Origin of the sequence: Mesorhizobium sp. B3-1-6, from assembly GCF_006439555.1 — a bacterium.
In the GTDB taxonomy this organism is placed as follows: Bacteria; Pseudomonadota; Alphaproteobacteria; order Rhizobiales; family Rhizobiaceae; genus Mesorhizobium.
Window position 1 is genome coordinate 1 of sequence record NZ_VFTM01000019.1, and the last position, 24428, is coordinate 24428.

The 24428-nt window shown below is 60.0% G+C and carries 27 protein-coding genes, 1 tRNA gene and 2 pseudogenes; 15 read left to right on the forward strand and 15 right to left on the reverse strand.

Going from position 1 to position 24428, the window contains the following annotated elements; translation table 11 throughout:
- Nucleotides 1-59: 59 nt before the first annotated feature.
- Together FJ414_RS17730 and FJ414_RS17735 are read left to right on the forward strand one after the other, a co-directional pair.
- Complete coding sequence (locus tag FJ414_RS17730) at nt 60-299, forward strand: hypothetical protein (protein WP_140645660.1); 240 nt, start codon at nt 60-62, stop codon at nt 297-299.
- Between the two features lie 602 nt (nt 300-901).
- The gene (locus FJ414_RS17735) at nt 902-1513 is read left to right on the forward strand and encodes a hypothetical protein (protein ID WP_140645661.1); all 612 of its coding nucleotides are present in this window, start codon (nt 902-904) and stop codon (nt 1511-1513) included.
- A 489-nt stretch (nt 1514-2002) separates the two neighbouring features.
- Here the strand turns inward: FJ414_RS17735 and FJ414_RS17740 are convergent, their stop codons facing one another.
- The 6 genes from FJ414_RS17740 to FJ414_RS32110 all read right to left on the reverse strand — a co-directional run bounded on the left by FJ414_RS17740 (nt 2003) and on the right by FJ414_RS32110 (nt 6746).
- On the reverse strand, nt 2003-2467 hold the full coding sequence (locus tag FJ414_RS17740; RefSeq protein WP_140645662.1) for a hypothetical protein: 465 nt from the start codon (nt 2465-2467) through the stop codon (nt 2003-2005).
- A gap of 67 nt (nt 2468-2534) precedes the next feature.
- A complete protein-coding gene (locus FJ414_RS17745; RefSeq protein WP_181181648.1) occupies nt 2535-3137 on the reverse strand; it encodes a hypothetical protein in 603 nt (200 codons plus the stop codon).
- A gap of 65 nt (nt 3138-3202) precedes the next feature.
- Nucleotides 3203-4057, reverse strand: a complete 855-nt coding sequence (locus FJ414_RS17750) for a PRC-barrel domain-containing protein (RefSeq protein ID WP_140645663.1) — start codon at nt 4055-4057, stop codon at nt 3203-3205.
- A gap of 702 nt (nt 4058-4759) precedes the next feature.
- Nucleotides 4760-5221: a hypothetical protein gene (locus tag FJ414_RS32105; RefSeq protein ID WP_348640007.1), complete on the reverse strand. Its 462-nt coding sequence runs from the start codon at nt 5219-5221 to the stop codon at nt 4760-4762.
- A complete protein-coding gene (locus FJ414_RS17755; RefSeq protein ID WP_348640008.1) occupies nt 5196-6467 on the reverse strand; it encodes a helix-hairpin-helix domain-containing protein in 1272 nt (423 codons plus the stop codon). The genes FJ414_RS32105 and FJ414_RS17755 overlap by 26 nt, the downstream gene beginning before the upstream one ends.
- 93 nt (nt 6468-6560) lie before the next feature.
- Nucleotides 6561-6746, reverse strand: a complete 186-nt coding sequence (locus FJ414_RS32110; RefSeq protein ID WP_348639917.1) for a hypothetical protein — start codon at nt 6744-6746, stop codon at nt 6561-6563.
- A 143-nt stretch (nt 6747-6889) separates the two neighbouring features.
- Here FJ414_RS32110 and FJ414_RS17765 point away from each other — a divergent pair, with 143 nt between their 5' ends.
- The 4 genes and pseudogenes from FJ414_RS17765 (at nt 6890) to FJ414_RS17780 (ending at nt 9144) form a co-directional block, all read left to right on the forward strand.
- Nucleotides 6890-7198, forward strand: a complete 309-nt coding sequence (locus tag FJ414_RS17765) for an ATP-binding cassette domain-containing protein (protein WP_140645664.1) — start codon at nt 6890-6892, stop codon at nt 7196-7198.
- 106 nt (nt 7199-7304) lie between these two features.
- A pseudogene (locus tag FJ414_RS17770) lies at nt 7305-7652 on the forward strand (ABC transporter ATP-binding protein); the annotation flags it as partial.
- A 308-nt stretch (nt 7653-7960) separates the two neighbouring features.
- Nucleotides 7961-8149, forward strand: coding sequence for a hypothetical protein (locus FJ414_RS31515; RefSeq protein WP_181181649.1), 189 nt, complete (start codon nt 7961-7963; stop codon nt 8147-8149).
- 464 nt (nt 8150-8613) lie between these two features.
- Nucleotides 8614-9144 (forward strand): GNAT family N-acetyltransferase, encoded by a 531-nt coding sequence (locus FJ414_RS17780; protein ID WP_246672436.1) that lies wholly within the window; start codon nt 8614-8616, stop codon nt 9142-9144.
- 653 nt (nt 9145-9797) lie between these two features.
- Here the strand turns inward: FJ414_RS17780 and FJ414_RS31520 are convergent.
- Nucleotides 9798-9950 carry a hypothetical protein gene (locus FJ414_RS31520; RefSeq protein WP_181181650.1) on the reverse strand — a complete coding sequence of 51 codons (153 nt, stop codon included), beginning with the start codon at nt 9948-9950 and terminating at the stop codon, nt 9798-9800.
- Between the two features lie 199 nt (nt 9951-10149).
- Between FJ414_RS31520 and FJ414_RS17785 the strand changes: the two are divergent.
- Nucleotides 10150-10473 (forward strand): annotated as a pseudogene (locus tag FJ414_RS17785) (DUF736 domain-containing protein); the annotation flags it as partial.
- 216 nt (nt 10474-10689) lie between these two features.
- Nucleotides 10690-11058, forward strand: a complete 369-nt coding sequence (locus tag FJ414_RS17790) for a hypothetical protein (protein ID WP_140645667.1) — start codon at nt 10690-10692, stop codon at nt 11056-11058.
- A gap of 654 nt (nt 11059-11712) precedes the next feature.
- Here the strand turns inward: FJ414_RS17790 and FJ414_RS17795 are convergent.
- Entirely contained in the window at nt 11713-11934 is a 222-nt protein-coding gene (locus tag FJ414_RS17795) for a hypothetical protein (RefSeq protein ID WP_140645668.1), read from the reverse strand.
- A gap of 135 nt (nt 11935-12069) precedes the next feature.
- On the opposite strand from FJ414_RS17795, the gene FJ414_RS17800 reads away from it, so the two are divergent.
- Nucleotides 12070-13293 (forward strand): TadE/TadG family type IV pilus assembly protein, encoded by a 1224-nt coding sequence (locus FJ414_RS17800; protein WP_140645669.1) that lies wholly within the window; start codon nt 12070-12072, stop codon nt 13291-13293.
- 93 nt (nt 13294-13386) lie between these two features.
- On the opposite strand, the gene FJ414_RS17805 is transcribed toward FJ414_RS17800, so the two are convergent.
- Nucleotides 13387-13593, reverse strand: coding sequence for a hypothetical protein (locus FJ414_RS17805; RefSeq protein ID WP_140645670.1), 207 nt, complete (start codon nt 13591-13593; stop codon nt 13387-13389).
- 846 nt (nt 13594-14439) lie between these two features.
- Here FJ414_RS17805 and FJ414_RS17810 point away from each other — a divergent pair.
- Nucleotides 14440-16068: a recombinase family protein gene (locus FJ414_RS17810; protein ID WP_140645771.1), complete on the forward strand. Its 1629-nt coding sequence runs from the start codon at nt 14440-14442 to the stop codon at nt 16066-16068.
- On the opposite strand, the gene FJ414_RS17815 is transcribed toward FJ414_RS17810, so the two are convergent.
- A tRNA-Met gene (locus tag FJ414_RS17815) sits at nt 16025-16101 on the reverse strand. The genes FJ414_RS17810 and FJ414_RS17815 overlap by 44 nt on opposite strands.
- A gap of 252 nt (nt 16102-16353) precedes the next feature.
- Between FJ414_RS17815 and FJ414_RS17820 the strand changes: the two genes are divergently transcribed.
- Nucleotides 16354-17319 carry a Gfo/Idh/MocA family oxidoreductase gene (locus FJ414_RS17820; protein WP_140645671.1) on the forward strand — a complete coding sequence of 322 codons (966 nt, stop codon included), beginning with the start codon at nt 16354-16356 and terminating at the stop codon, nt 17317-17319.
- A gap of 35 nt (nt 17320-17354) precedes the next feature.
- Here the strand turns inward: FJ414_RS17820 and mnmA are convergent, their stop codons facing one another.
- On the reverse strand, nt 17355-18545 hold the full coding sequence (mnmA, locus tag FJ414_RS17825) for a tRNA 2-thiouridine(34) synthase MnmA (protein ID WP_140645672.1): 1191 nt from the start codon (nt 18543-18545) through the stop codon (nt 17355-17357).
- Between the two features lie 254 nt (nt 18546-18799).
- On the opposite strand from mnmA, the gene FJ414_RS17830 reads away from it, so the two are divergent.
- A complete protein-coding gene (locus FJ414_RS17830; protein ID WP_006203587.1) occupies nt 18800-19075 on the forward strand; it encodes a DUF1153 domain-containing protein in 276 nt (91 codons plus the stop codon).
- Nucleotides 19076-19143: 68 nt separating this feature from the next.
- Here the strand turns inward: FJ414_RS17830 and FJ414_RS17835 are convergent, their stop codons facing one another.
- On the reverse strand, nt 19144-20070 hold the full coding sequence (locus FJ414_RS17835; protein ID WP_140645673.1) for an NADP-dependent oxidoreductase: 927 nt from the start codon (nt 20068-20070) through the stop codon (nt 19144-19146).
- Between the two features lie 90 nt (nt 20071-20160).
- On the opposite strand from FJ414_RS17835, the gene FJ414_RS17840 reads away from it, so the two are divergent.
- Nucleotides 20161-20562: a helix-turn-helix domain-containing protein gene (locus tag FJ414_RS17840; protein WP_140645674.1), complete on the forward strand. Its 402-nt coding sequence runs from the start codon at nt 20161-20163 to the stop codon at nt 20560-20562.
- Between the two features lie 84 nt (nt 20563-20646).
- Here FJ414_RS17840 and FJ414_RS17845 read toward each other — a convergent pair whose 3' ends face one another.
- Nucleotides 20647-21024 (reverse strand): flagellar export protein FliJ, encoded by a 378-nt coding sequence (locus FJ414_RS17845; protein WP_140645772.1) that lies wholly within the window; start codon nt 21022-21024, stop codon nt 20647-20649.
- A gap of 448 nt (nt 21025-21472) precedes the next feature.
- On the opposite strand from FJ414_RS17845, the gene ctrA reads away from it, so the two are divergent.
- Nucleotides 21473-22168 (forward strand): cell cycle two-component system response regulator CtrA, encoded by a 696-nt coding sequence (gene ctrA, locus FJ414_RS17850; RefSeq protein WP_006203583.1) that lies wholly within the window; start codon nt 21473-21475, stop codon nt 22166-22168.
- A 69-nt stretch (nt 22169-22237) separates the two neighbouring features.
- On the opposite strand, the gene FJ414_RS17855 is transcribed toward ctrA, so the two are convergent.
- Both FJ414_RS17855 and FJ414_RS17860 read right to left on the reverse strand, forming a co-directional pair.
- Entirely contained in the window at nt 22238-22606 is a 369-nt protein-coding gene (locus FJ414_RS17855; RefSeq protein ID WP_140645773.1) for a response regulator, read from the reverse strand.
- A 223-nt stretch (nt 22607-22829) separates the two neighbouring features.
- A complete protein-coding gene (locus tag FJ414_RS17860; protein ID WP_140645675.1) occupies nt 22830-23459 on the reverse strand; it encodes a histidine phosphotransferase family protein in 630 nt (209 codons plus the stop codon).
- Between the two features lie 382 nt (nt 23460-23841).
- Here FJ414_RS17860 and FJ414_RS17865 point away from each other — a divergent pair, with 382 nt between their 5' ends.
- On the forward strand, nt 23842-24378 hold the full coding sequence (locus tag FJ414_RS17865; RefSeq protein WP_226892233.1) for an EipA family protein: 537 nt from the start codon (nt 23842-23844) through the stop codon (nt 24376-24378).
- The last annotated feature ends 50 nt before the right edge of the window (nt 24379-24428 follow it).

Below are 24428 nucleotides of genomic sequence, written 5' to 3' on the forward strand. Positions count from 1 at the left end.
GGGACGTGCAGGGCAAATATTTGGGGGTACACCATATGAGGAAGTTTCGATAAACTAAAATGAAAATAGTCGCTGATGTTATTGATAAGTTGAAAGAAGATCAAATGAATGACCCGCCTGAAGTGCAAGACTTCGTTGTTGAGGATGTTCTGGAGCTAACCGATTATTCCGAGTATGGAGCTGTAGTTACCATAGTCGACGTAGGAGGGAGACGTGTTCGCCTTCATGTCAGCATCATCAGAGGTGAACTGCTTTGCGAGCGGATTGCTGACGCGCTGGAGTGCCGGTACGGGACATAAACCTTCGAACACCGAGCGAATGCCCCGATCATTGAATATCCGGATGCGAGTTCAATGGCAAAACAGCGTCCCCGAGACGATCTGTGCTTGCAGGACTTGGCAGACGCGGCGAAGCCCGGCGCCGATAAGGCGCCCGGAGCTGCTATTGGTCGGTCCCGGCTCTGACACTTAGCCGAACGCTACCTTGTGCTCATCCTCGTTCTTGGCAGTTCCCGCCGTTTCGAAACGCACCCCAAAATGGCTGCTTATGGCGCGACGCGGTCCGTCCTGCGTTGGACGCATCGGTCCGCTCTTCAGCACGTTCCCAAAACGGACAGTCAGTTGTCGGCCCCATTCCGGTCGAAGCAGGGAAACCGATGCATTGAATCAGCTTTGCCGCTGCTAAACGCGCACATCATTTGGGGATGCGGATCTCAGGCGGAATTTCCCCTTATCGTCAATGTCCAATTCCGGGCCGGGCTCCTTTGCAACCAAAACCTCACGGGCACGTTGTGTTTCGGTCCGCAATCAGGAGGAGGATGCCGTGAACGGAATAATCTATCTTGTTGGCCTCGTCGTGATCGTTTTGTTCATTCTATCATTTTTTGGACTTCGGTAAGATCATGGCCAAAATAGCCCCCACGGAAAGCGCTGCAGTGACCCCAAAAGTGGCTACATCGTCCTATCTTGAGTGGGGAGGCATATTTGGCGGGGGTGTCATCGCTTGCGCCATTTCGGTGGTTCTTCTGCAATTCGGGTCGAGCGCTGGTTTGGCGCTGGGTTCTCCGACTCTTCCCAACGGTGGCGCCTCCTGGAATGTGCTGGTGGCCGGGCTGTGGGTAGTTATCGTTGCTATAGCAAGTTCCGCAGCCGGCGGTTATGTAGCTGGACGGATGCGCACGCGCTGGGAAGATAGCAACCAAAGTGAAAGCGAATTCCGCGACGGCATACACGGCATCGCAGTCTGGGCCCTAGCGACACTTGGAGCAGCGTTTTTCTTGGCAATGATTGGTGGGCACGGCGCAGCCGCCGTGGTCAATCGCCCCGACGCGCAACTCAACGAAAGCACGGTGCGCCTTTCAGCCCACATAACTGCCATTTTTAGCTTTGCGACTGCTGCAGGCTCCGCGCTTGGCGCTGCGGCAGCATGGTTTGCAGCGATTGCCGGGGGTGAACACCGCGATGAGGGGATCGCTTTTCACCACGTCGTACCGGTTTTCTTGCGCAAGCGTTAGTGCAAAACAATGCACTCGCCCGGCCGGCAAAGCCAACCGCAGCTGTTCCAAGGTCATAGAGATCATCCGTTGGAGAGTGTCTACTTGTCGCCAAACTTGGCCAATACCGGACGGGCTGAAAACGGTCCCGGAGCCGACGATATCATCCCGGTCTGTTTCTCCGACGTCCTTCCAAAGACCCTCGCCGGCGCCTGGAGATAGGCCGTCACGCCATCGAAGCGGGTCGCTAGTCCTTCTTTCAGACGATCGAAATCCCTTCCGGGGAAGAGTTGACCTTGGTGTAACAGCATTTGGACGAGGTACATAGTAATCACCGCTATGCTGCGGATCTGAGGAGGTTGCTTTCGAGGAGAGTGATCTTCGACTAGCCTGACGAGGCAAAAGGAATACGGGCGGCGCTCGCCCGTATTCTCACAGTTAGCGATCTCAGGCCAAATGCATGTGCTTGGACTTTCGCTCGCCGCCTTTTTCAGCTTCTTGAGGCGTCTCTTACTCCCTCGCATGAGTTAAAATGCGAAATACCGGCCAATGGGCAATCGCTTCACGCAATCTGCTGAAAAGCTTGCCTTCCTTGTCGCCGGCAGATCGGACCTGAACGGCAGCCCATCCGGCCTTCATGGTCCCGCCGACGTGGCAGTGGCAAACAATCGCGTGCAGTTGCCAATCCGTTAGCTCGAAGAAGCGTTTCGATTCGCCATAGGTATCGTTCTTCAGTCCTTGCGCGCGCAATATTGGATCGGCGAAAGCGATGCTGAGCGCGGAGTCCAGGGACCGCGCCTTGTCACGCACGTCCAGGGTCATGTATTCCGTCCCGGGGAAGGCGGCGAGGCACCGCTCGGGATTTCGCTCGAGCAGCATGGCCCAATGTTCCAAACGCTGACGCCGCGCCATAGTCGGAAAGGATACTTCGACTTCCGCGACCTCATGCAGTTCTTCAAGTGTCTGATGTTTCATGGCCGTCTCCTGTTGGCGAGGCGCTCTGCCTGCAGAATGCACAGGGCGGAATGGGCCTCGGTCGTCCCTATGCAGGCGAACCAGCAGTCCGTCGGGAAGTTCCATTGGCCAGGAAATTTGACAGTGTGCCTGCTTCAATTTCCCGCTGTCTCTGTGCCTTGGACCATCCCGTGCAACGAGCTACTGCGATGCTTCGACCAGCCGTTGGAGCAATGGGTAATCCCTTCAGGTCCTTGTAAGGCGTGAGATCTAACTCCCATGGCACGCAGCGAAGCTGTTCCTCATCGATCGCTTTCTCGTGCCCCTTGATGACGCTTTGGTAGTGCCGCCAGGTCAGGCCAGCCCCTCTCACCGCATCTCTTTCGATGCGCGAGGCAATTTGATGGGCGTGCAGATAATGAAGCCGCAACTCGTCCAAGAGAGCTTTTTCAACAATTTCGTGGCACACCAGAAATGGTTCGAGCCGCACGTCCTTGCCTCTCCACCTGATGGTGCGCGGCAGATGTCGGTCGATGTAAATCGTCGTTGCATCCCTGCTGTACCCAGCAATGTAGGGAATATCGAACTCGTGGCTGATCCTAACTCGTCGATGAAGCGCAGAAACGACATCAGACAGAACGAGGTCGCTAATATCTTCAGAGCTATGACGGACCTCGTCGGCTAATTTCAAGTCCGCTCCCGCGTTTTCCAGTCTAAGCGCCCGCCACACGGGCGAGCGCTTAGCGATGATTTTTTTTATTTGTTGACGATGATGCGCTGCTTGTCCCGGTTTTGGGCGTAAGTGGCCTTGTCGTAGGCAGTCTGCGCCTCCAGCTGGTCCTTGGTGAAGTTCGTATAGAGGTAACGGTTGCCGTTCTTGTCGGTCATGAACTTGAGGTTCTCCATACCGACGGCGACCTTCTTTTCGCCAATGCCCAGAAAGCCCCCTACATCAACGATTATTGTGTCGACCTTCTTGTCACCAGTCAGGATGACGTCGCCAATCTCGCCGACCTTCGCATCATCTGCGCCATAGACGTTGGTTCCGATCAGATTTGCCGCACTGATTTTGTCTGACGGCATTTCGGTCAAGGTCGACTTGTCAATCGAGGCCGTCGCAGTGGTATCGGTTTTGCCATTGGCCGCCTGGCTGTCGGCCGTGCTGTTGGTGGGTGGGGACGTCGACGCTGCCGTGGTATCATAAGCCTTCGTATCGAAATTAGGTTGAGCTTTGAGCTCATCCTTCGTCGTCTTCGCGACTAACCAGCGATCGCCCTTCTTGTTGACCCATTCAAGCTTGCTGAAATCATAGGCCACATTCTTTTCCCCCACGCCAAGGAACCCGCCGACGCCAATGACGACAAGTTTGGCGTTCCCGTCCTTGTCGAGGACGATGTCATTAACATCGCCGATTTTCGCAGCGTCATCAGCGGTGCTGTCATAGACCGCGGCTCCCATGATCTTGGAGACGAGCTTGCCATCAGTGACCGGGGCAACAACCTCCGTCTGGATAGCGGGCTTGCTGGTATTTGCGGCGTGGGCACCCGCCGTGCAGAGCGCCGTCGACATGAGAGCAGCCGTCGCGGCCGTAACTAATATCTTGCGGATCATTGGTGAAATTCCTCCTGTTGCCTGGTCGATTGACCTCGGGATCTGCCAACGTCAGTTCATCCAACGAAAGGAACCGCCTTACGTTCCGGGAGGGGCCAATGGTCGCAACCGGCCCCAGACCGAAGGCTCACGCAGAAATAGGCGCGCGGCTATTCCTGCGGCCGGTGCAATCCCATGGCCCGCCGGCAGCATAGTCTTCTTGAGGGTTTTTCAAGCGGTGGCCTTCCGCGAGCTGGCTCTCAATTGACATCGGAGCGCCACTCTGACCTTGCCCTGATGGATAGTTCGCCAGCACGGTCCCAGCCGGACAAGACGCGCCTTTATTAGCGTTCACTCATTCCAGAACGCCAGGATTTCCAGTTCGGCTTGGAGCCGATGCACCGAACCGCATCGATCTGATTGACAAGCGCGGCCGTTTACGAGCTTTCGACCTTGCACGGGTTTACCTCCCCCAACGAAGACAATCCCGAACTTGGTCCACGGGGAAAGTTCCTCGGCATCCAAAACGTAAAACGCCGGTCTAAACGCTGAGAGGCAGAGGGTCTCTGCATGTTCTCACTTGACCTGCGAAGGGCATGTTGACCGCCACAGGAAAGAGTGCGTTATGAGGTTCCTTGCTGGCGTTGACGGCGCGCTAGGGAACCATACCGGCGGCGGCCCGTCCGAGACCCGTTGCCTGTTCTGCCGACAGGAACTCGAGCCTCATGCGATAGCTTTCCGCGCAGGCGAGCGGCGCTTGCCGCCGGTCTTGGACGTGCACTTGCGCTTTGAAAGGTGCGCAAGCAGAGCCGCCAAACCCATCGCATTGAGAACGCGCGTCCTGGGGACACCTCCCTTGCGGGCCATCTCGACACCCCAATGCATGTGGTCGAGTTCGCGGATTGAATGAGCGTCCGGATTGATGCTGAAGATGCAGCCGTAGTCGAGTGCCTTTTGATGCCACCGCCAGTCGAGACCGAGCCGCCACGGATGCGCGTTGATTTCGACAGCGACGCCATATCTCGCGCACGCTCTGAGGACCTTGTCGATGTCAAGCTCATAGCCGGGGCGACGCAACAACTGGCGACCGGTCATGTGCCCGATGATTGTCGTCAGAGGGTTCGCGATTGCCTGGATGATACGATCCGTTTGCTCTTGCTTAGGTAACTTGAAGCGGCTGTGCACGCTCGCCACAACAAAAATCAAACTGCTTCAAGACGTGATCCGGATAGTCAAGCGAGCCGTCGGCTAGGATGTCTGCCTCGATGCCCTTCAGGATATGGAATTCTCCACCGTAGTTCGTGTTCAACCGATCGGCTTCGCGGTGCTGTTCGGCAACCTCCTGCGATGAGAGCCCACCCGCGTAGTGGGCCGACTGTGAATGGTCGGCGACACCATAGTACTCGAACCCACGCTTGCGGGTCGCTTCAGCCATTGCCTCAAGCGTCTCGGTGCCATCGGATGCGGTCGTGTGAGAATGCAGGATGCCATGCAGATCTTCATCCCGGACGAGAGTAGGGAGGTGCCGCCTCGCTGCCTCCTCAATCTCGTCCCTGCCTTCGCGTAGTTCGGGTTCAATGAACTGCAGGTCCAACGCTTCGTAGATTTCCTCCTCTGTCGCTGATGCGATCAGCTTTTTCCCGCGGTAGAGCCCATCGGGTCTGAGGGCGAACCCCCTCTCGGTCGCATACATCTTCAACTGCTCAAGATGGGCCGCCGAACCGGTTGCTTCGAGTAAGCTCGCGCCAAAGTGCTTCTTGTCCGTGACGACAAGCCTGAGGGTGGACTGCTCGATTTCGATCGGCTGCTTTCCCAGCGCTACCAGCGCGAGGTCGGCAACAAGTTCGCAACCGCGCCGGAAATCACCGGCGATTTCCACGCGCGAAAACTCCGGATGCTCTTGCTTCACGGATACAACTGCATGCTCGAGGAGAGCGGCGGCCTTATGCAGGTGAAGCTGTGTTTCGCCGCTTCGCGCTATAGCCAGGTTCTGCAGAATCTTTGTCTGAAGCGAAGCACCGAGGCCTTTAAGTGGCCGGATGCGATCTGCCTTTGCTGCGGCTTCGAGCTCAGCCAACGAGTTCACGCCGAGCGCCCGATGAAGTTTCAGGATCTTGTCGGGCCGAAGCCCAGGCACGGCAAAAAGCTCCATCACACCTGCTGGCACCTCCTCGCGCAGCTTCTCAAGGCGTGGATGCGTGCCCGTTTCATGGAGCTTGCGCACAATGTCTGCGATTGCGTCACCGATTCCCGGGATCCTGGTGAGGGCGCCTGCGGCGATGAGCCGATCGAGCGGCTGCGACAACGCAGCCAGACTATCGGCCGCGCGCAAGTAAGCCTTGGTGCGATAGGGATTGTCCCCGCGCAGTGACGTGCGATGTGCATATTCCCTTAAGAGGCTGGCGACTGTCCGCGGATCGGTTTTTGCCATGGTCGAGGCAAACGGGGCCAATCTTCGCAGGTTCCATTCAGGCCAAGGCAGCGACGCCCCTAATCCAGTCTTGCTGCCTTTCGCGGAATGGGGCTACAGATCTGGCAACGATTGGTCAGCTCGGTCCCACCCCGCCAGGGATTTGCTGGCTGCGCGTTTCTTTAATTCAGCAGCGTCGCCGACATGGAAATGCGAGGGCGCATCTATCGTCTTCATCTCCGCCCAGGTGATCGGCGCCGCGATCGGAGCGCCCGGTCGGGACCTTGCGCTGTACGGCATGATCGCGGTCGCCCACGCTGGTTACGCAAATAGTCCACAAAGATGCGCCCCTTGCGGCGCGCCTTCGGCAACGCGGCCGTAAAGTGAGAGGGATCGCTCGGAAACGCGGCGCATGGCGCCCGCTGCTTTCGGCTGGTGACGCCATGACCGATGCGATCGCGGTTCATGATGCACGGTTGCGCTTCGGCCAGACGGTGGCGTTGGACGGCGTCTCGATTTCGATCCCGCGGGGTACATGCTTCGGCATCGTCGGCGAATCCGGATCCGGCAAGACGACGCTGACGCGTGCCGTGCTCGGCCTGCAGCGACTGGACGCTGGCGAAATCCGCATCCTTGACACACGCCGTTGCAGCAGGGGCGTGCCGCGCTCAAGCAGCGCGCCCTCATTGTCCAACCGATCTGCCAGGATCCAGCCGCCTCGTTGTCGCCACGCAGCCGCATCCGCACACTGATGAACGAGGTCGGCACTGTGTTGAAAGAACCGCATGCGGCGACGCATGAGCGTCTGCTTGTCATCCTGAAGCGACTCGGCCTGCCGGACAGTATCATCGACAATATCCGCATGAAATCAGCGGCGGGCAGGCGAGGCGGGTGGCGATAGCGCGCGCCCTTTTGATGAAGCCCTCCATCCTGATCGCGGACGAGCCGACCGCCGGCCTTGACGTCCAGGGCGACCTGCTCAACCTCTTGCAGGACATCAGGCGCGTGCAGAACATCACGCTTGTCGTCATCAGCCACAATCTGGCAGTGGTACGGCTGATCGCCGAGAACGCCGTCGTGATGCGGGCCGGCAGGGTGGTGGACATCGGCGAGGCCGCGTCTCTGTTCCAGTCGCCGCGCGATGCCTATACCCGAGAACTGCTGGCAGCGTGGCCGAGTGTTCATCCTTTAGGTCGGTCTGGGTGAGCCGCCGCTGGTTGGCGACATTGCCTGAAAATTCAACGGATAGCGCAGTTGCGCCTGCTGGACGCCGCCTTCGTTCTTCGGCACCGCCAAGCCGCCCTTGCCGATGCCGGAGCGGTTTGGTCCATCGACAAATCGCCCGGGCCACCATCTGGCCGGGGTCTGCCCTGGTCGCGGTCACAATGCCGTCGTCCAGCGCTTTGAGCTCCGTATAGGCGAGTTGGTGCTGTGCGATGCGCGCAGATGGCCTCAGTCGCCTGAACCTGAGCTTGCGCGCTCCGCAGTGACTTCAGTGCGTCATCATACTGCGAATGCGTGGCGAAGCCCTTGCCGAGGAGGAGCCGAAACCTTTCTTCCTGGGCAGCAGCCTGAGCAAGCGCGGCCTTGGCCGCGTCGAGGTCCGCCGCGGTGGCGGTGACCTTGTTCTGGTAATCGACGGCGCTGAGTTCCGCGAGCTTCTGGCCCTTCTTGACCGTTGCGCCGGCGTCGGCATCGCATGAGACGAGCCGCCCCCAACCTCGAAGCCAACCTGGCTAACATAGCGCGATTGGAGGCGGCCGGCGCCTTACGTCACCAGCACGAACTTGTAGGGCGGCGTGACCACCACCACGCAGGCCGTTCGTGGCGCCGCCGGCGCCCCGGCCTCCTTTTGTGAACAACCGGCAAGACAAAGGCCGGCGATACCGGCCAAAAGGAAATGACGCGACGACAGGCGCCACTGGCAGAAGTCCGCGGCGCTTCACGGGCGCGTGCTAGGCCGTGAACTCATAAATTCAAACGGCGATGATGTTTGGATTGCAAACAAAGCTCGGCATTGACGAGTTTGCTACTTGCATGATTGATTGGAGCACCGCCATTTCAACCCGGTTGCCGGGTAGGAGGCGCCGCAAAGCCCTCGTGCAGCGGAAATCCCCTCTTCAGCGTACCGAAGACGAACAGGTTTTCATCCATACCCGGGGAACGCTTGAGCCTCGCCAAGGTTCATTGGGATTGCACCAAGCGGAGCGGTTCCATTCAAGGATTAAACATAAGGCTGTCGGCGCAAGCCGATGCAAAGGCGCAGGCGGCGGATGCGCTCTATCGCTACAACGTTGCGGCAACGGCCGTGGACGACCGTGCCGCCATTGGAGCCGAGCTGTGCGACGACGCCGGAAAGGCGTTAGGCGGCCTGTGGGGGCGGACGGAAATGGGCCTTCTCTTCCTCGACATGTTTTTCCTGCCCGAGCATTTGCGGGGGCAATCCCACGGCACGCGGCTCCTCGCCTTGGTCGAAGCGGAGGCAAAGCGCCGTGGCTGCAGCGGGGCGGTGGTGGAGACGAGCAGCTTCCAAGCGCCGGGTTCTACACCAGACATGGCTACCAGGAGTTCGGCAGGGTTGATTTCGGGGTCGGCGGACACGCCCGCATCTTCCTGCACAGGCATTTGGCTTGAGCGCGGTGCGCAAGCGCCCGGACCGCACCCTCATGGCGGCGACAAGCAATTCCAGGAAACGTGAAATGGTGTCCGCCCGAAATGTCGTCAAGACAACAGCTAAGCACGAGAGCTGTGTAGCTTTAAAACGCTTGATCCGCATTTTACCAGCGGCCGCGCGGTGCTCCCACCCGGCCGCGATGTCTGAGCTGGTCTGGTCAGGGTGGCCGAGGATAGAGGGTGGTAGTGGTAAGCCGGACAGGGCGTGAGCGGGGCGAAGATTCCGCCGGGCTCGCGAGCCCTTCAGACGCTGTGGTGTCCGAGGTCGGTCGGCTAGTGCGATATGCTGGTCTTCGGCGCCCGGTGCGATCAGGGCGACAAGCAGAATAGGGCGGGTCGTCGGGTCCTGCTTCAGCCGGGCACACAGCGCGGCGACTGGAAGGCCGTCGGGACGACAGTGCAGGATGATCGAGCAGTTTAACGCGTCTAGTCTAGGCGCGGGGCTTATCGCGTTAGGGAACCGAGACCGTGCGGTTTTCCGAGGTATAGCCGTCCCCGAAGCGAAGGCCGATCGCGTACTCAAGACCCTTCGCGGTGGCGCTAGTTCCTAGCTAAGCAGCGCCGGTACTGAAATGACATCCCGCAACCACCCGAATCCGCTCCGTCTTCCCCGCGGACCGGCATTTCCGCGCCTCAAACAGATCGCGCGAGTCGCTGGGCGACGCACTTGGCCAACGACTATGCGCCGGCTATGGCCGCGGAAAATACGTCGACTGTCTTTTCGACCAGAAGGGATCGGTAGAAATCAGCAGCCAGCAACGCCGCGTCGTTGGGTTGGAGCGAAGGTGGCTCAATCAGCTTGGCACGCGCCACGTCATCCAGCGCGCTCATGAGTCGGATGAGCGCAACAGCGCAACAGCGTCGTCGAAACCATCTTCCCCTCCCGGCCAAGAAGCCGGGATTCCTCGCGCAGCAAGATAGTTCCTCCTTTGCCGTCAGCCCCCTTCGGGTGCGCCGTCGATCGCCTTCGGCCGGACGATCGCCATCGAAGCCGCATGGTGCGGGTCGAGCAGAACCAAGGAGAACTACCATGGCCACCGTCGGCACCTTCAAGAAGACTGGCACCAACGAGTTCACCGGTGTAATCGTCACTCTTTCGGTCCAGGCCAAGAACGTTCGCGTCGTCCCCGACAGCCGCGCCAGCGGCGAGAATGCTCCGACCCACCGGCTCTTCGTTGGCCGAGCCGAGATCGGCGCAGCCTGGAACAAGCAGTCCAACGACGGACGTCCGTACCTGGGCTTCAGGCTCGACGATCCCTCGTTCACGGGCCCCATCTACGCCAACCTTGTAGAGGGCGAGGACGGGGAGAGCTACAGCCTTATCTGGTCCCGCCCGACCCGCCGCAACGGCGACTCAGGTTTTCACTTTCCCGCCCGGCTGGTCCTGGCGGATGCTTCCTGCATTCGGCATGGCGAACCACTTCGCGGCGAACACGGCCAACCGCCTCAACCAAGAGCGTCACGCGCAACGTGAACAAGACCGTAAGGCACTCGACAAGATCGAGCGCGCCATTGCGGGGATCATGGCCGCGATCGAGGACGGGCTTACCAACCTTCGATGAAAGCGAGAATGGAAGACCTGGAGAGGCAGAAGGCGGAGACCGCCGAGCGTCTGGCGGTGGCGCCCACTGACGTGCCTGACCTGCATCCCAGCACCGCCACTCTCTACCGCAGGCGGGTAGAGCAGTTTACGCAAGCGCTCGCCGACCACGAGGACGGACGTCCAGCCGCCGAGGCACTGCGCTCGTTGATCGGAGAGATCGTCCTCACTCCCGGCGACAAGCGCGGGGAGGTCCATGCCGAGCTACGCCGCGAGCTGTTCGGCATCCTCGAATTCGCTAATCCTGACCAAAATCAAAAGCCTGTCGATCTTATGACAAAAGGGGCTGCAGGTCCCCGCAACCAATTTTATCATAAATCAATAACCGTCCCGGTCTAACCGGGGCGGCTTTTGCGTTTCGAGAGGCGCGAGTGACCTTTGATCCACATGAAGCTGGTGAGGCGGGTGGCAAAGAGTGTGCTGCACTGGTAGTCGTGCCCCCTCATAGAGGCCGGTCAGGGAAGTGTCGTGGCACGCTAGTCTAGAACCGGTCACGCGAATCGGCCGCTTTGCGCCTCTTCTCGGTCGTAGAGGCAAACTTTGCCGCCGTTCATAAGCGAACGTAGCGACCGGGACGACGAATTGCGGCAACTGCCGCATACCAGTCTCTTGGAACGATGGCCAGAAAGCCACAGTCCCGTACGTATGATCTAACGTTCAACCATCTCGCGAATTGCCTCGTCACCGCTTACAAGACTCATATGGTGGTGCTGTTCGTCGTCATCTTGGCGATTTCCTCAGCGGCATGCGGTGCGGCCGGCGGTGCGAGCAACGTCTTGCCCTTTAGGGCGTTGCCGGACGCTGTTCAAACTTGCCACAAGCCTGAAGTTGAGACTTGATCATGCGCGGGGGAAAAATGGGTGTCGAACTGTCGCGCCGCGAAGCTACGAACGTCCCGCATCGCATCGATCAACGTGGCCGCTTTAGCCAAGGAAATTCGCGATGCGATCAACAAGGCGAGGCCGATCGCGCTCGATGTCAATTTTGATGGCATCAGTTGGGCGGCGCGTTAATGTCGGTGCCGGTCGTCCGGGCAAAGGCCATGACGGAGCCGAGCGCCAGGCGCGCGATGTGCCGGGCATCGCCGCGAAGGCGCTTGATGCGTCGGAGTTGCCACACATTGGGCAGGCGATATGTGCCGATGCCTGCGATCCCGACTTCTGTAAAAGGGGAACATGCCAGCATTTCGCGCCTCGCTAGATGCGTGCGCGACATGATGCATCGGTCACGACTTATTCGCAAGGTCACGGACAAGGCGTCCAGCCCTTCCGCTGCTCCGGCGTCAAGGCATAGACACTGCAGGCCCGCGCATCATTAGCTTTTCCTTCACATATGCGAGCCTACTAATACATGATGGTAACCAAAGCGCGCATTTGGGACTCAATGCGGAAAATCCGCCGTGAGGCGGGCGGCAACGTCGCCACCATATTCGCGCTCACCTTGCCGATCGTGGTCGGCGGCGCAGGGCTAGGCGTCGAGACGTCCTATTGGTACTATTCAAGCCTAAAGCTGCAGGCGATCTCAGACGCAGCGGCCTATGCCGGCGCCCTTGAGAAGGTCGCAGGATCGAACACGCAGACGATCACGGCAGCGGCGGTCCAGGCGGCTTCCGACAATGGCCTCGGCACGGGCACCATCGTCGTGAATATCCCGCCGAAATCGGGTGCGAACACCGCCAAGAACGCAGTCGAGGTGATGGTCAGCCAGAACCTCGACCGGATATTCACCTCGATCTTCACCCGGGGCAAAGTACCCGAGCAGGCGAGGTCAGTTGCACTGATCAAGAGCTCGTCAAAGGCTTGTGTGCTGGCGCTGAATGCGACCGCCTCGAAGGCGGCGCTGTTCTCGGGAAACAGCAGCCTCAAGCTCACCGGCTGTTCGATCATGGCCGACTCGGACGCTTCAGACGCGATCAAGCTTCAGGGATCGGCGGCATTGCAGGCCGACTGCCTGATGTCGACCGGCGGCGTCTCGCTGAGCAATCCAGTGACTACGATCTGCCCGGCTCCGGTTACTCAAGCACTGCCCGCGCCCGATCCTTATGCCGGCCTGCCGACACCAGCAGCCTTAGGGCAATGCCTGAGCGATAGCGCGCCGACGCTCAGCCCAGGGACTTACTGCAGCGGAATGAGCCCCAAGGGCAATGTCACGCTTTCTCCAGGTGTCTATGTCGTCCAGGGCAACCTGAAGATCAACGGCAACACGACCGTCTCGGGCAGCGGAGTGACTATCTTCATGGAGGGTAGTTCGACGGTGACCATCAACGGCAACGCCACAGTCACGCTGAGCGCGCCAACGTCGGGGACGTATTCGGGGGTGCTATTTTATGGCGATAGAACGGGCAATTCGGCATCGAGCAACTTCAACGGGAACGCTGCCTCCCTGTTGACCGGCGCGATTTATTTCCCTCGCCAGCAGGTCAACTATCTCGGCAATTTCTCGGGAAAGAACGGCTGCACCCAAGTCGTTGCTGACACCATTCAGTGGTCAGGCAACACGTCCATAAACCAGAATTGCTCCAGCCTTGGGATGAAGGACATTCCGGCTGCGCAGTCCGTTGCGGTTGTCGAGTAGGGAAGCGGGATCAGCAGCAAGGATCTTGGGATCACGGTCAAGCTGTCCGCGGTCAGGCTGGTCACTTCGCATCCCGCCGAAGCGAACGAAAGCCTAGTGTAGCACCAACGCGCCGACGACGGCGATCGCGGCGATGAGGGCGAGCATGATGGCGGCAAGTCGAATGCGCTTGACCCATATCTGCCGAGGCCGTCGCGCTATAGCTGCGGCATCATAGGCGCTGTAGAGGCGTCGGCCATCCACTCCGAAGCGGTCGGCGTTCGGATAGACCTTCTTTGGCTTCTGTCGTGCCTTGAGCATTGAGGCCCCTCCAGCCCGGCACGGCACATTAGCACATGCTTGTTCTCAATTGGCAGGAGGAGCAAAATGCGGTCTGCGTACGAGGAGCTTTTGAGGGAGAGTTCCATGCTTGCCGAATTCGCCTTCAACCGGATCGCCGCTGACCCGAAAATCTGTCAGGAGAGATAGACAGAATCGTCCGTTTTCTGCCCATGTGTTAGACCGGACAGTCTTCTTACGGCCCCAGTCCAGTCATCTCGAACATTCATTGGGAGGCCGGTCCCTGGAGGCTAGCGGAGACGATTGGTGAAGCTGGAATGCGGCGATAACGCGGTAAGCATTCGGTTTGGCAGTCGTTCACAAACCAGGAATCGGTGGCGACTTCCGGGTATCTGCGCCATCTCGGAGTCCACGGCCACGGTCAAAACCCGACGACCAGCGAATGTCGGTTTCAGTGGCTGGGCGTCCGTGATTTGAACCTACGATTTTGCCAACAAGCCTGAAAACGGAGAGCAATCGATCAGGCTAGCGGATTTCCGAATAACACGCCTTACTATCCCTTTCTGCGACCGATCGATCTGACGTCTATCCCGGCTCCAGCACGAGCATATCTTGCGAGGCATGGACCAAGATCATGATCTCGGCAGGATTGAAGAAGGCCACGCATCCTCCGGACTGCTATTTTCCGCAGGAGCACAACTGGCGCTATTCCTGATCCATAGCGAGCGCTACCCGCAGTGGTTGTGAAATCGCACAAACGGCTCTTGCGCCAAGTGCCTGACAGAGCGATTCTGCGCCTTGCAAGCGCTCTCGCGCGCCAAGCGGCCCGCGAAGATCACGAGCGTGAACAGGCCGAGAAGATACATCATGAATCGAACCGCGATCTACGCACGCTTCTCAACCGATCTTCAGAATGAGCGATCGATAGACGACCAACTCGCGCTATGCCGGACGTATGCCGAGCGTGAGGGGTTGAACGTTGTCGCAACGTTCGAAGACCGAGCTCGCTCCGGCGGCTCCGTCATGGGCCGTGAGGGTTTGTTACAACTGATGGACAAAGCTCGTGAGCACGAATTTGATGTGCTCGTCGTGGAGGCACTTGATCGCCTCTCTCGCGACATGGAAGACCTTGCGGGCATTCACAAGCGCCTTTCATTTCTTAGCATCGAAATTCGTGCTGTCCACGAGGGCGTGGTGAACACGGTCTTGGTCGGGCTTCGCGGTCTGGTTGGGCAACTCTATCGAGAGGACATCGCTCACAAGGTTCGGAGAGGCCAAGCGGGCCGAATCAGCAAGGGACTCCACGCCGGTGGATTGACTTACGGCTACTCCTACGTGCTGGGCGACCCTGGAAAGCGCCTTATCATGGAGGAGGAAGCGGATATCGTGCGTCGTGTTTTCAAGGAGTACGTCGACGGACAGACACCGCGTGATATCGCCCACAATCTAAATAGAGACCGCATACCGCCGCCTCGTGGGCGAGCCTGGAATGCCTCTACTATCAATGGAAATGCGCAGAGAGGGACGGGGCTCCTTCACAATGAGCTTTATGCAGGCCGCTTGATCTGGAACAGGGTCAGGATGATCAAGGATCCTGATACAGGGAAACGTGTCTCGCGTCCGAATCCCAAAGGTGAATGGCGGATAGTTGAAGTTCCCGATCTTGCCATTGTTTCGCCCGAGCTGTTTGACGCAGCACACGCGCGGAAGAAGGCGCGCGCAATCACCCATCCAAGCCATCAGCGCCGACCACGGCATATGTTGGCGGGGCTTCTGAGGTGCGGTGCCTGTGGTGCGGGAATGTCGTCAAAGGGCATGGACAATTCCAAGCGCGGTCGTATCCGCTGCTCCGCTGCGACAGAAAGCGGAACATGCGCTGATCCTAAGACTTTTTATTTGGATACCGTCGAAGCTGCAGTTCTGAACGGGCTTACCACCGAGCTGCGCCACCCTGAAGTGATTGCCCAGTACGTCCAGACGTACCACGAAGAACGGAAGCGCTGGGCAGCCGACACCGATGCCAGGCGCACTCGTTTGGAGCGACGGCTTGGAGAACTATCTCGGGAGATCGAGCGGCTGGTCAACGCTATTGCCAAGGGCCACGGCGACCCAGCCGTACTGGGACCGCAATCAACAACGCTGCATGAAGAGCGTAAGTCCATTTTGGCAGAGTTGGATCAGGTGCCCACCGCTGCCGGAGTGGTCGCGCTGCATCCTGCGGTGCTGGCACGCTACGAGGAACAACTGAACCAGCTTCAGGCAGGGCTTGCCAAGGGTATTGCTAGCGGTGATTCCGAATCTGCAGAGGCGATGCGGGACCTGATCGAGACCGTCACGGTGTTTCGAGATCCGTCGAAGATCGGCGGGGTTGAAGTCGAAATCGCTGGGCGGCTAACGGCCCTCTTGGGCGAGGGTGCTTTCCCCCACGGTGTCAAAGGAGTGGGGGGAATGGTGGTAGCGGGAGAGGGACTTGAACCCCCGACCCCAGGATTATGATTCCCGTGCTCTAACCAACTGAGCTACCCCGCCAGGGTGGCAAATGGCCCGAAAAACCGTCCTGGATGGATGGGTGTTTCAAGGCGTTCGCCAAGGTCGCGCGGATATAAGGTTGGGAGGGTGAGCGTGTCAAGCTTCGAAGCGGCCGACATGCCGGCATAATCCGGCCGGCATAATCTCATCCCAGAAAAGCTTTGCCGGACAGATACTCAAGGCATGTCCCGGGGTTGAGTTCGGCGGGGCACGTCGCTATGTCTCGGCCATGAAATTCTAGAGTTTGAGCGAATGAAGCCGCGCATCGCCGTCCTCGGTTGCGGATACTGGGGCAGCAACCATATCCGCACCCTCAAGGCGCTTGGCGCGCTCCATGCCGTTTCCGACGTCAACCGCGCCCGCGCCGAAGGTTTCGCCAGCGAGCAGGACTGCCTGGCGATCGAGCCGGACAGACTGTTCGAGCGAACCGATATCGACGCCATCGTCATGGCGTTGCCGCCGCAATTCCATGCCGACACCGCGGTGCGCGCGGTCGAAAGCGGCAAGGACGTGCTGGTGGAAAAGCCGATCGCGCTGACGGTCACGGATGCAGAGCGCGCGGTGAAGGCGGCCAAAGACAATGGCCGCGTGTTCATGGTCGGCCATGTGCTGCGCTTCCATCCGGCTTTCGAGACACTGAAGGCGCTGATCGACAATGGCGAGCTCGGCGAAGTGCGCTATATCCACTCGCACCGGCTCGGCCTCGGCAAGTTCCATACTGAAAACGATGCGTTGTGGGACCTTGCGCCCCACGATTTGTCGATGATCCTCGCCATCACCGGTACCGAGCCGATCGAGGTGAGGGGCGAGGGGGCGGCGCTGCTCGACAACCTCAGCGACTTCGCCCATTTGCACATGCGCTTCCCGAACGGCCTGCGCAGCCATCTCTTCGCCTCGCGCCTCAATCCCTATCGCGAGCGGCGGCTGACGGTCGTCGGCACCAAGGCGATGGCGGTGTTCGACGACGTCGAGCCCTGGGAGCGCAAACTTGCCGTCTACCGACACGCGGTCTGGCAGGACAGCGGCCAGTGGGCCTTCACCGCCAATGAGCCTGCCTACGTGCCGGTTGGCGAGGGCATGCCGCTGACGCGCGAGCTTGCCCATTTCATGCAGTGCATCGAGACCCGCGCCGAGCCGCGCACCGATGGCGAGGAAGCGATTAGAGTGCTGCGCATCCTGACCGCCGGCACGGTGATCCACACGGGTTCGTCCGCCTGAGGCGTCCGGAAACGGCGGCGATAAGACTAGGAAACTTATTCGGCTGGGATCTGCGCCGGCCTTGCGGCAAGCCTGGACAACATAGCCTCGGCCTCCGCGCCTCGTTCCGAGCGCTCGATGAAGCCGCCGCCGAGCACCCGCGCCTCGTTGCCGTCGTCGGAATAAAGCACGCAGGCCTGGCCCGGCGCGATGCCCGACTCGCCGTCGGCCAGTTCGACGGAGGTCACGCCGTCGCGGTGATGCAGCACGGCCGGACGTGGCGGCCTGGTCGAGCGGACTTTGGCGAAAAGCTCGATCCCGCCGGCCGGAACGTCCGACAGCGGTCCATCGCCCAGCCAGTTCATGTTGCGCAGATAGATCTTGTGCGTCTCCAGCGCCTCGCGCGGGCCGACGATGACGCGCGCCCGGTCGGCGTCGAGATGGACGACATAAAGCGGCTCACCGGACGCGATGCCGATGCCGCGACGCTGTCCGATCGTGTAGCGCAGAATGCCTTCATGGCGGCCGAGCACGCGGCCGTCGATATGCACGATGTCGCCCGGATTGGCGGCGGCCGGCTTCAGCTTGGCGATGATGTCGGAATACTTGCCCTGCGGCACGAAGCAGATGTCCTGGCTGTCCTGCTTGGCGGCGACAGTCAGGCCCATCTCCTCGGCAATGGCGCGGACCTGCGGCTTCGACAGGCCGCCGAGTGGGAAGCGCAGATAATCGATCTGCGCCTGCGTGGTGGCGAACAGGAAATAACTCTGGTCGCGGTCGGCGTCGACCGGGCGGTAGAGCGCGCGATGCGCGCTGTTGGCGCGCGAACGGATATAGTGGCCGGTGGCCAAGGCGTCGGCGCCGAGATCCTGGGCGGTGGCCAGAAGATCGGCGAACTTCACCGTCTGGTTGCAGGACACGCAAGGGATCGGCGTCTCGCCGGCGACATAGCTCTCGGCAAACGGATCGATGACCGCCTTGCGGAAACGCTCCTCATAGTCGAGCACGTAATGCGGGATGCCAAGCGTCTCGGAAACGCGGCGGGCATCGTCGATGTCCTGGCCGGCGCAGCACGAACCGGCACGGTGCGTGGCCGCGCCGTGGTCGTAAAGCTGCAGCGTCACGCCGACGACGTCATAGCCTTCGCGCTTCAGAATGCCTGCGACGACAGACGAATCGACGCCGCCCGACATCGCGACGACGACGCGGGTTTCTTCGGGGCGGCGGGGAAGATCGAGGCTGTTCATGGTGCTTTCACTGTGCGGCGCTCAATGCCAATGGCCGGAATATAGGTCAAGCCTCACGTGTGCGCCAGCTTGCGGCGCAAGACGAGCCTACCGGCAAAACCAAGGCCTGGAGGCCGGTGTTTCAAATTCTAAACGAAATCCTAACCAGGCGTTCATGATCCTTACCTAGTGATTAGGGTTCGCTTAGGCAATTTTTAAAGCTGTGGCGGTACTGTGGCGGGGATTGGGTCTTTGAGTTTTTAGTAGAGAGTACGATGACCGATCTGGTTAGACCTAGAGTCAAGTATGTTATTGGGCCTGACGGCAGCCCTCTTACGATTGCAGATCTGCCGCCGACGAACACTCGTCGCTGGGTTATCCGGCGAAAGGCGGAAGTGGTCGCCGCGGTACGCGGCGGCCTGCTCAGCCTTGAGGAAGCCTGCCAGCGCTACAAGCTCACAACCGAAGAATTTCTCTCCTGGCAGGCATCGATCGACGAATACGGCCTTGCCGGGCTGCGCACCACGCGGATCCAGCAATACCGCCACTAGGCCAGACAGCTATTAAACGTAAGGGCGCGGAACACCGCGCCCTTTCGCTTTTTGAAGCGGCCTTCCACTCAAACAGTCAGCACGACCTTGCCGATGGGCCGGGTCGCAAGGAAGGCATGGGCAGCCGCCGCCTGATCGAGCGGAAAAGCTTTGGCCACGTGCGGCATCAGCTTTTTGGCGTCGACCAGCCTGGCGAGTTCGACAAGGCCCTCGCGATTGGGCACCACGGACATGCGCTCGACGCGGACACCGCGCGCCTTGGCCTTCGCCCTGGTGGCGTCGTGAACGTTGAGCAGCGACACCAGGACGCCACCATCACGCACCACCTTCAGCGACTCGTCGACATGGTCGCCGCCGATGGGGTCGAGCACAAGATCGACATTGCCGACCTGTTCGACGAAGTTGCCCTTGGTGTAGTCGACGACGTCGTCGGCGCCGAGCGAACGGACGAAGTCGAGCTTGTTCGGGCTGGCTGTAGCGATGACATAAGCGCCGCGCGCCTTGGCGATCTGAACCGCCAGATGGCCGACACCGCCGGCACCGGCGTGAACCAGCGCGCGTTGTCCCGCCTGCAGGCCGCCATGGCGCACGAGGCCTTGCCAGGCCGTCAGTCCGGCCAGCGGCAAGGCCGCAGCCTGCGCATGGTCGATGGCGGCGGGCTTCGCGGCGATCTCGTCCGCCCGCGCCGCGGCGAGCTCGGCATAGGCTCCAGCCTGTTTGGGGAAATGCGGCATGCCAAACACGTCGTCGCCGACCTTGAAGGCGGTCACGCCGGGGCCGAGCGCCGCGACGGTCCCCGAAATGTCCCAGCCCAGGATGAAAGGCGGTTCGCCAAGCAACGGATAGAAACCGCCGCGCACGGCGCCGTCGACCGGGTTGATGCCCGCCGCCTTGACGCGGACGAGCACTTCACCGGGTCTGGGCGCCGGGTCGGGCTGCTCGGCCACGAAAAGGACCTCGGGTCCGCCGACGGAAGTCTGGATAACGGCACGCATGAACGTCTCCTGTTCGATGAATGTGCCGCTATCATTTGGATAGTAATATTCGATTGTCGAGTATGTACCTTTTCTATATATAGGTACCTCATGGATAGTGAAGACAGATCGCCATTCGGCTACGACGCGTTCCGGCGCACCTGCCCGTCACATACGGTGCTGGAGATGCTGGCCAGCAAATGGGTTTATCTCACGGTCTGCGCGTTGCGGCGCGGGCGGCTGCGCAATGGCGAGTTGGCGCGCAAGCTGGAAGGCATCACGCCCAAGATGCTGACGCAGACGCTGCGCGTGCTGGAGCGCGACGGCCTCGTGCGGCGCGAGGTGTTTGCGGTCATCCCGCCGCGCGTGGAATATGAACTGACGGAACTTGGCCAGAATCTGGCGGGGCTGCTTAGCCAGATACGCTCCTGGGCGGAAGAGCATACGCCGGAAATCAAGGATGCCCGGACCCGGGCATCGGCCGATCATGGCGAGATGGGCGCTGTGCCGTGAAGACGGCGAGTCCGATTTCTGCCGATTGCCGGTTCTGAAGTTGCCGGAGATATCTCCGGCATGATTGCAAATATGGCCAGGCGATCAGCCGATCATGGCGCTGCGGCCGCCAATTTCGGTTTCGCGGATCTTGGTGTCTCGCGATTCCAGCATCTCGGCCTTGGACAGCTCCGCTTCAGCTTCGCCGAGTAATGATTCGGCGGTGCTTCGCTGCTGGGCGAGGTCGCTTTGTGAGTTCCTGAGGTTGTCGCGGCGCAGGCGAGCCGCCTTGGCGAAGGTCGGATAGGCGAAATGGTTGATGTCGGTGATGCCGGCTTTTTTCTCTTCGGCGATGATTTGCGCTTCCAGCTCGACGGCCATGCGCTCGAACTCGGCGATCATCATGTCCAGCTGCAAGAGCTGGCGCCGCTTCTCATTCACCTGAAACTGCTTCAGTCGAACGAGGTTTTCACGTGACTTCATGATTCGATACTCCGCAAACGCACACCTGCAATACCGCCCAGTCCGCCCGGAACGACCCAAGCGCCGCCCGTTTCCCCCGGCTTTCCCTGGGCTATGGGAAACAAAGCCCTAAAGATTTTTGCCGACGGTAACCATTCGTTTACGGGCATTGTTAATCATACGGGCGAGGACTTAAGGCCGGGTAAAAATTCCGGCTGCGGCGGGAAGCCCGGGCCAGTGAGTCTCTGGAGTCACTTAGGCTGACTTATTAATGTGGTGCATTAGCGATTTTGGTCTGTGATTCGTTATTAGATTCAAGTGGGTGTAGAAAGGGGTTAAAAAATCTGGTATCGTGGATGACACGAAATTAGGATTTGTTAACCAATCGGTGGCACCTTCTGTTCAGGCAATCACTGCTCCGGTCCCGGACGGGTCGTGACACGGTCCGGCAGCAGAAAAGGGGAATGAAATGCGTGTTCTGCTGATTGAAGATGACAGTGCAACCGCACAGAGCATCGAACTGATGCTGAAATCGGAAAGCTTCAACGTCTATACGACCGATCTCGGCGAAGAAGGTGTCGATCTCGGCAAGCTCTACGATTACGACATCATCCTTCTGGATCTCAATCTCCCCGACATGTCGGGCTATGAAGTCCTGCGGACGCTGCGCCTCTCCAAGGTCAAGACGCCGATCCTGATCCTCTCCGGCATGGCCGGCATCGAGGACAAGGTGCGCGGCCTGGGCTTTGGCGCCGACGACTATATGACCAAGCCCTTCCACAAGGACGAGCTGGTGGCGCGCATCCATGCGATCGTGCGCCGCTCCAAGGGCCATGCCCAGTCGGTCATCACCACGGGCGACCTGGTGGTCAATCTCGACGCCAAGACGGTCGAGGTCGGCGGCCAGCGCGTGCACCTGACCGGCAAGGAATACCAGATGCTGGAGCTGCTCTCGCTGCGCAAGGGCACCACGCTCACCAAGGAAATGTTCCTCAACCATCTCTATGGCGGCATGGACGAACCGGAGCTGAAGATCATCGACGTCTTCATCTGCAAGCTGCGCAAGAAACTCGACGCGGCGTCCGGCGGCCAGAACTACATCGAGACGGTGTGGGGCCGCGGCTATGTGCTGCGCGAACCGGAAGATATCCGCGTCAGCGCGTAAACGATCCAAGTGATTCGAACGGAAACCCGGCTCAGGCCGGGTTTTTTGTTTGAAAACGGTCTCGGCGAATCAGGCAGCTATCTTCAGGACGCGGAAGCTTTCGAGCAGTTGCGCACGGTTGAAGGGCTTCAGCAGATAGCCCTGAGCGCCGGCGCGCTTGGCGCGCATGATCGCAGCCACATCGACTTCGACCAGCGAGATCAGGATCTGCGGCCGTGCAGAGCTTTCGATGGCGCGGATACGGCGAATGAGGTCGACCGCCTGGATGTCGGCAAGACCACCGTCGATGACGATGACATCGGGCATCTCGCCGGCGCAAATCTCGGCAGCCTCGACCCCGGTCGAGGCCTCGACGACAATCATATCCGAGCCGCCAAGAATGCGTTTTGCGACCTTCCTGATGACGCTCGAATCATCGACGAACAGGCAGCGCTTCATATCCGGGGTCCTCTTTGCCATCTGCCGAACCGGCAACTTCCGGCAACCGGAAAGCACCATAGGCCAATCTGGTAAAGAAGCCGAAAAGCCGTTAGGTAAAGTTTTTCCAAACGAGCGTCTCGCGCCGTTTTGACGCGCAGCACCGTTACATGCATTGCGGCCGGCATTGCTCGACCTGCACTGCCAGCACAAATATTAGCAATAGAAGATACTTTAGCTCTTCTTATGCAGCCGTCAACACGATCTCGTCGGCGGTCGCGTGGATCGAGATCGTCATATTGGCCTCGCGCGCCAGAAGCAGCGTATAGTAAGGCTGGACCGAATGGGCGTCGATCGGCTCCTCCGGCTTGTGGCCGGAATGCAGTTCGAGGAATTTCGGCGGCACGCGCAGCATCGGGCCACCGGCCGCCAGCGAAAAACGTGGCTCGGTTTCGAGACTTTCCAGCGTGACCACCAGCTTGCCGCCGCGCGGTATGGCCGCGTTGGCGACGAGAATGAGGTTAAGCAGCAGCTTGACCTTGTTCTTGGGCAAGAGCGCTCGGGGGCCGTTCCATACCAGTTCCGGCTTTTCGTTCTTCAGGAAAGCGATGGCCACGGCCTCGGCATCGCCGGTGTCGATCATCATACCGGCGGAACCCGCGGCGCCGAAGGCGATGCGGGCAAACTGCAATCGCGCCGAGGCGTTCTTGGCGCTCTGGCGAATGAGCTTCATGGCGTCTTCGTCGGCGCCGCCTTCGTCGAGCAGTTCGAGGCCGTTGTTGATCGCGCCCACCGGCGAAATGATGTCGTGGCAGACACGGCTGCAAAGCAGCGCCGCGAGATCTGGCGCGGAAAGAGTGAAAAGCTCGGCCATCGGCGAAATCCCTGCTTAAGTCACTTGTTCATGGCCGAGCGACCGTTTTCGCGCCTGCCCACACGAATCACGCTCTTTTCCAAGACTTTCTGAATACACAGGGCCTGAGCGCGCATCAACAAATCCAAAATTGCCGACGGCGAAAATGGTGTGTTCGCGGGGGAAACCCGCCGCCGGAGCACAAGCGCAGCCTTCGAACCGCCATCTTCGTGTGGGAGCTTAATGGTTGAAAAAGGATTACGGCATAGTTTGCCCGTGATAGCCACCCCGAACGGCCGGCAAGAGCCGCAGGGGTGCGAGGCGTCGGCGAAAGTGCTCCCTGACGGAGATTGGAAGCATGTTTTCCCGATACTACGACCGGACGTTCGTCCGTGTCCTCGCCATGACCATCACGCTCCTGGGGGCTCTTGTCCTTTCGACCGCTGCGTCACGGGCCCAACAGTACACCGCTCAGGAGATCGTCGATTCCGGTCATAAATTCTTCGGCGAGACGTCCGGCGGCCTGGCCACCGTCGTCGAGAAGATCTTTGCCTCCTACGGCCTGCCCAACGGCTACCTGCTGGGCGAGGAAGGATCCGGCGCCCTGATCGGCGGCCTGACCTATGGCGAGGGGACGCTCTACACCAAGAACGCCGGCGACCATAAGGTGTTCTGGCAAGGTCCGTCGCTCGGCTGGGATTTCGGCGGCGAGGGATCGCGGGTGATGATGCTGGTCTACAACCTCGACGACATCAGCAGCCTCTATAACCGCTTCGGCGGCGTTGCCGGCTCCGCCTATGTCATTGCGGGCGTCGGTTTCAACGTATTGCAGAGCAACCGGGTGCTGATTGTGCCGATCCGTACCGGCGTAGGTGCCCGTCTCGGGGTCAATCTCGGCTATCTGAAGCTCACCGAAAGGCCGACCTGGAACCCGTTCTGATCGGATTGCGCTCGCTACAATCGCTCGGACAGTGCTGATCGCGCTGCGGC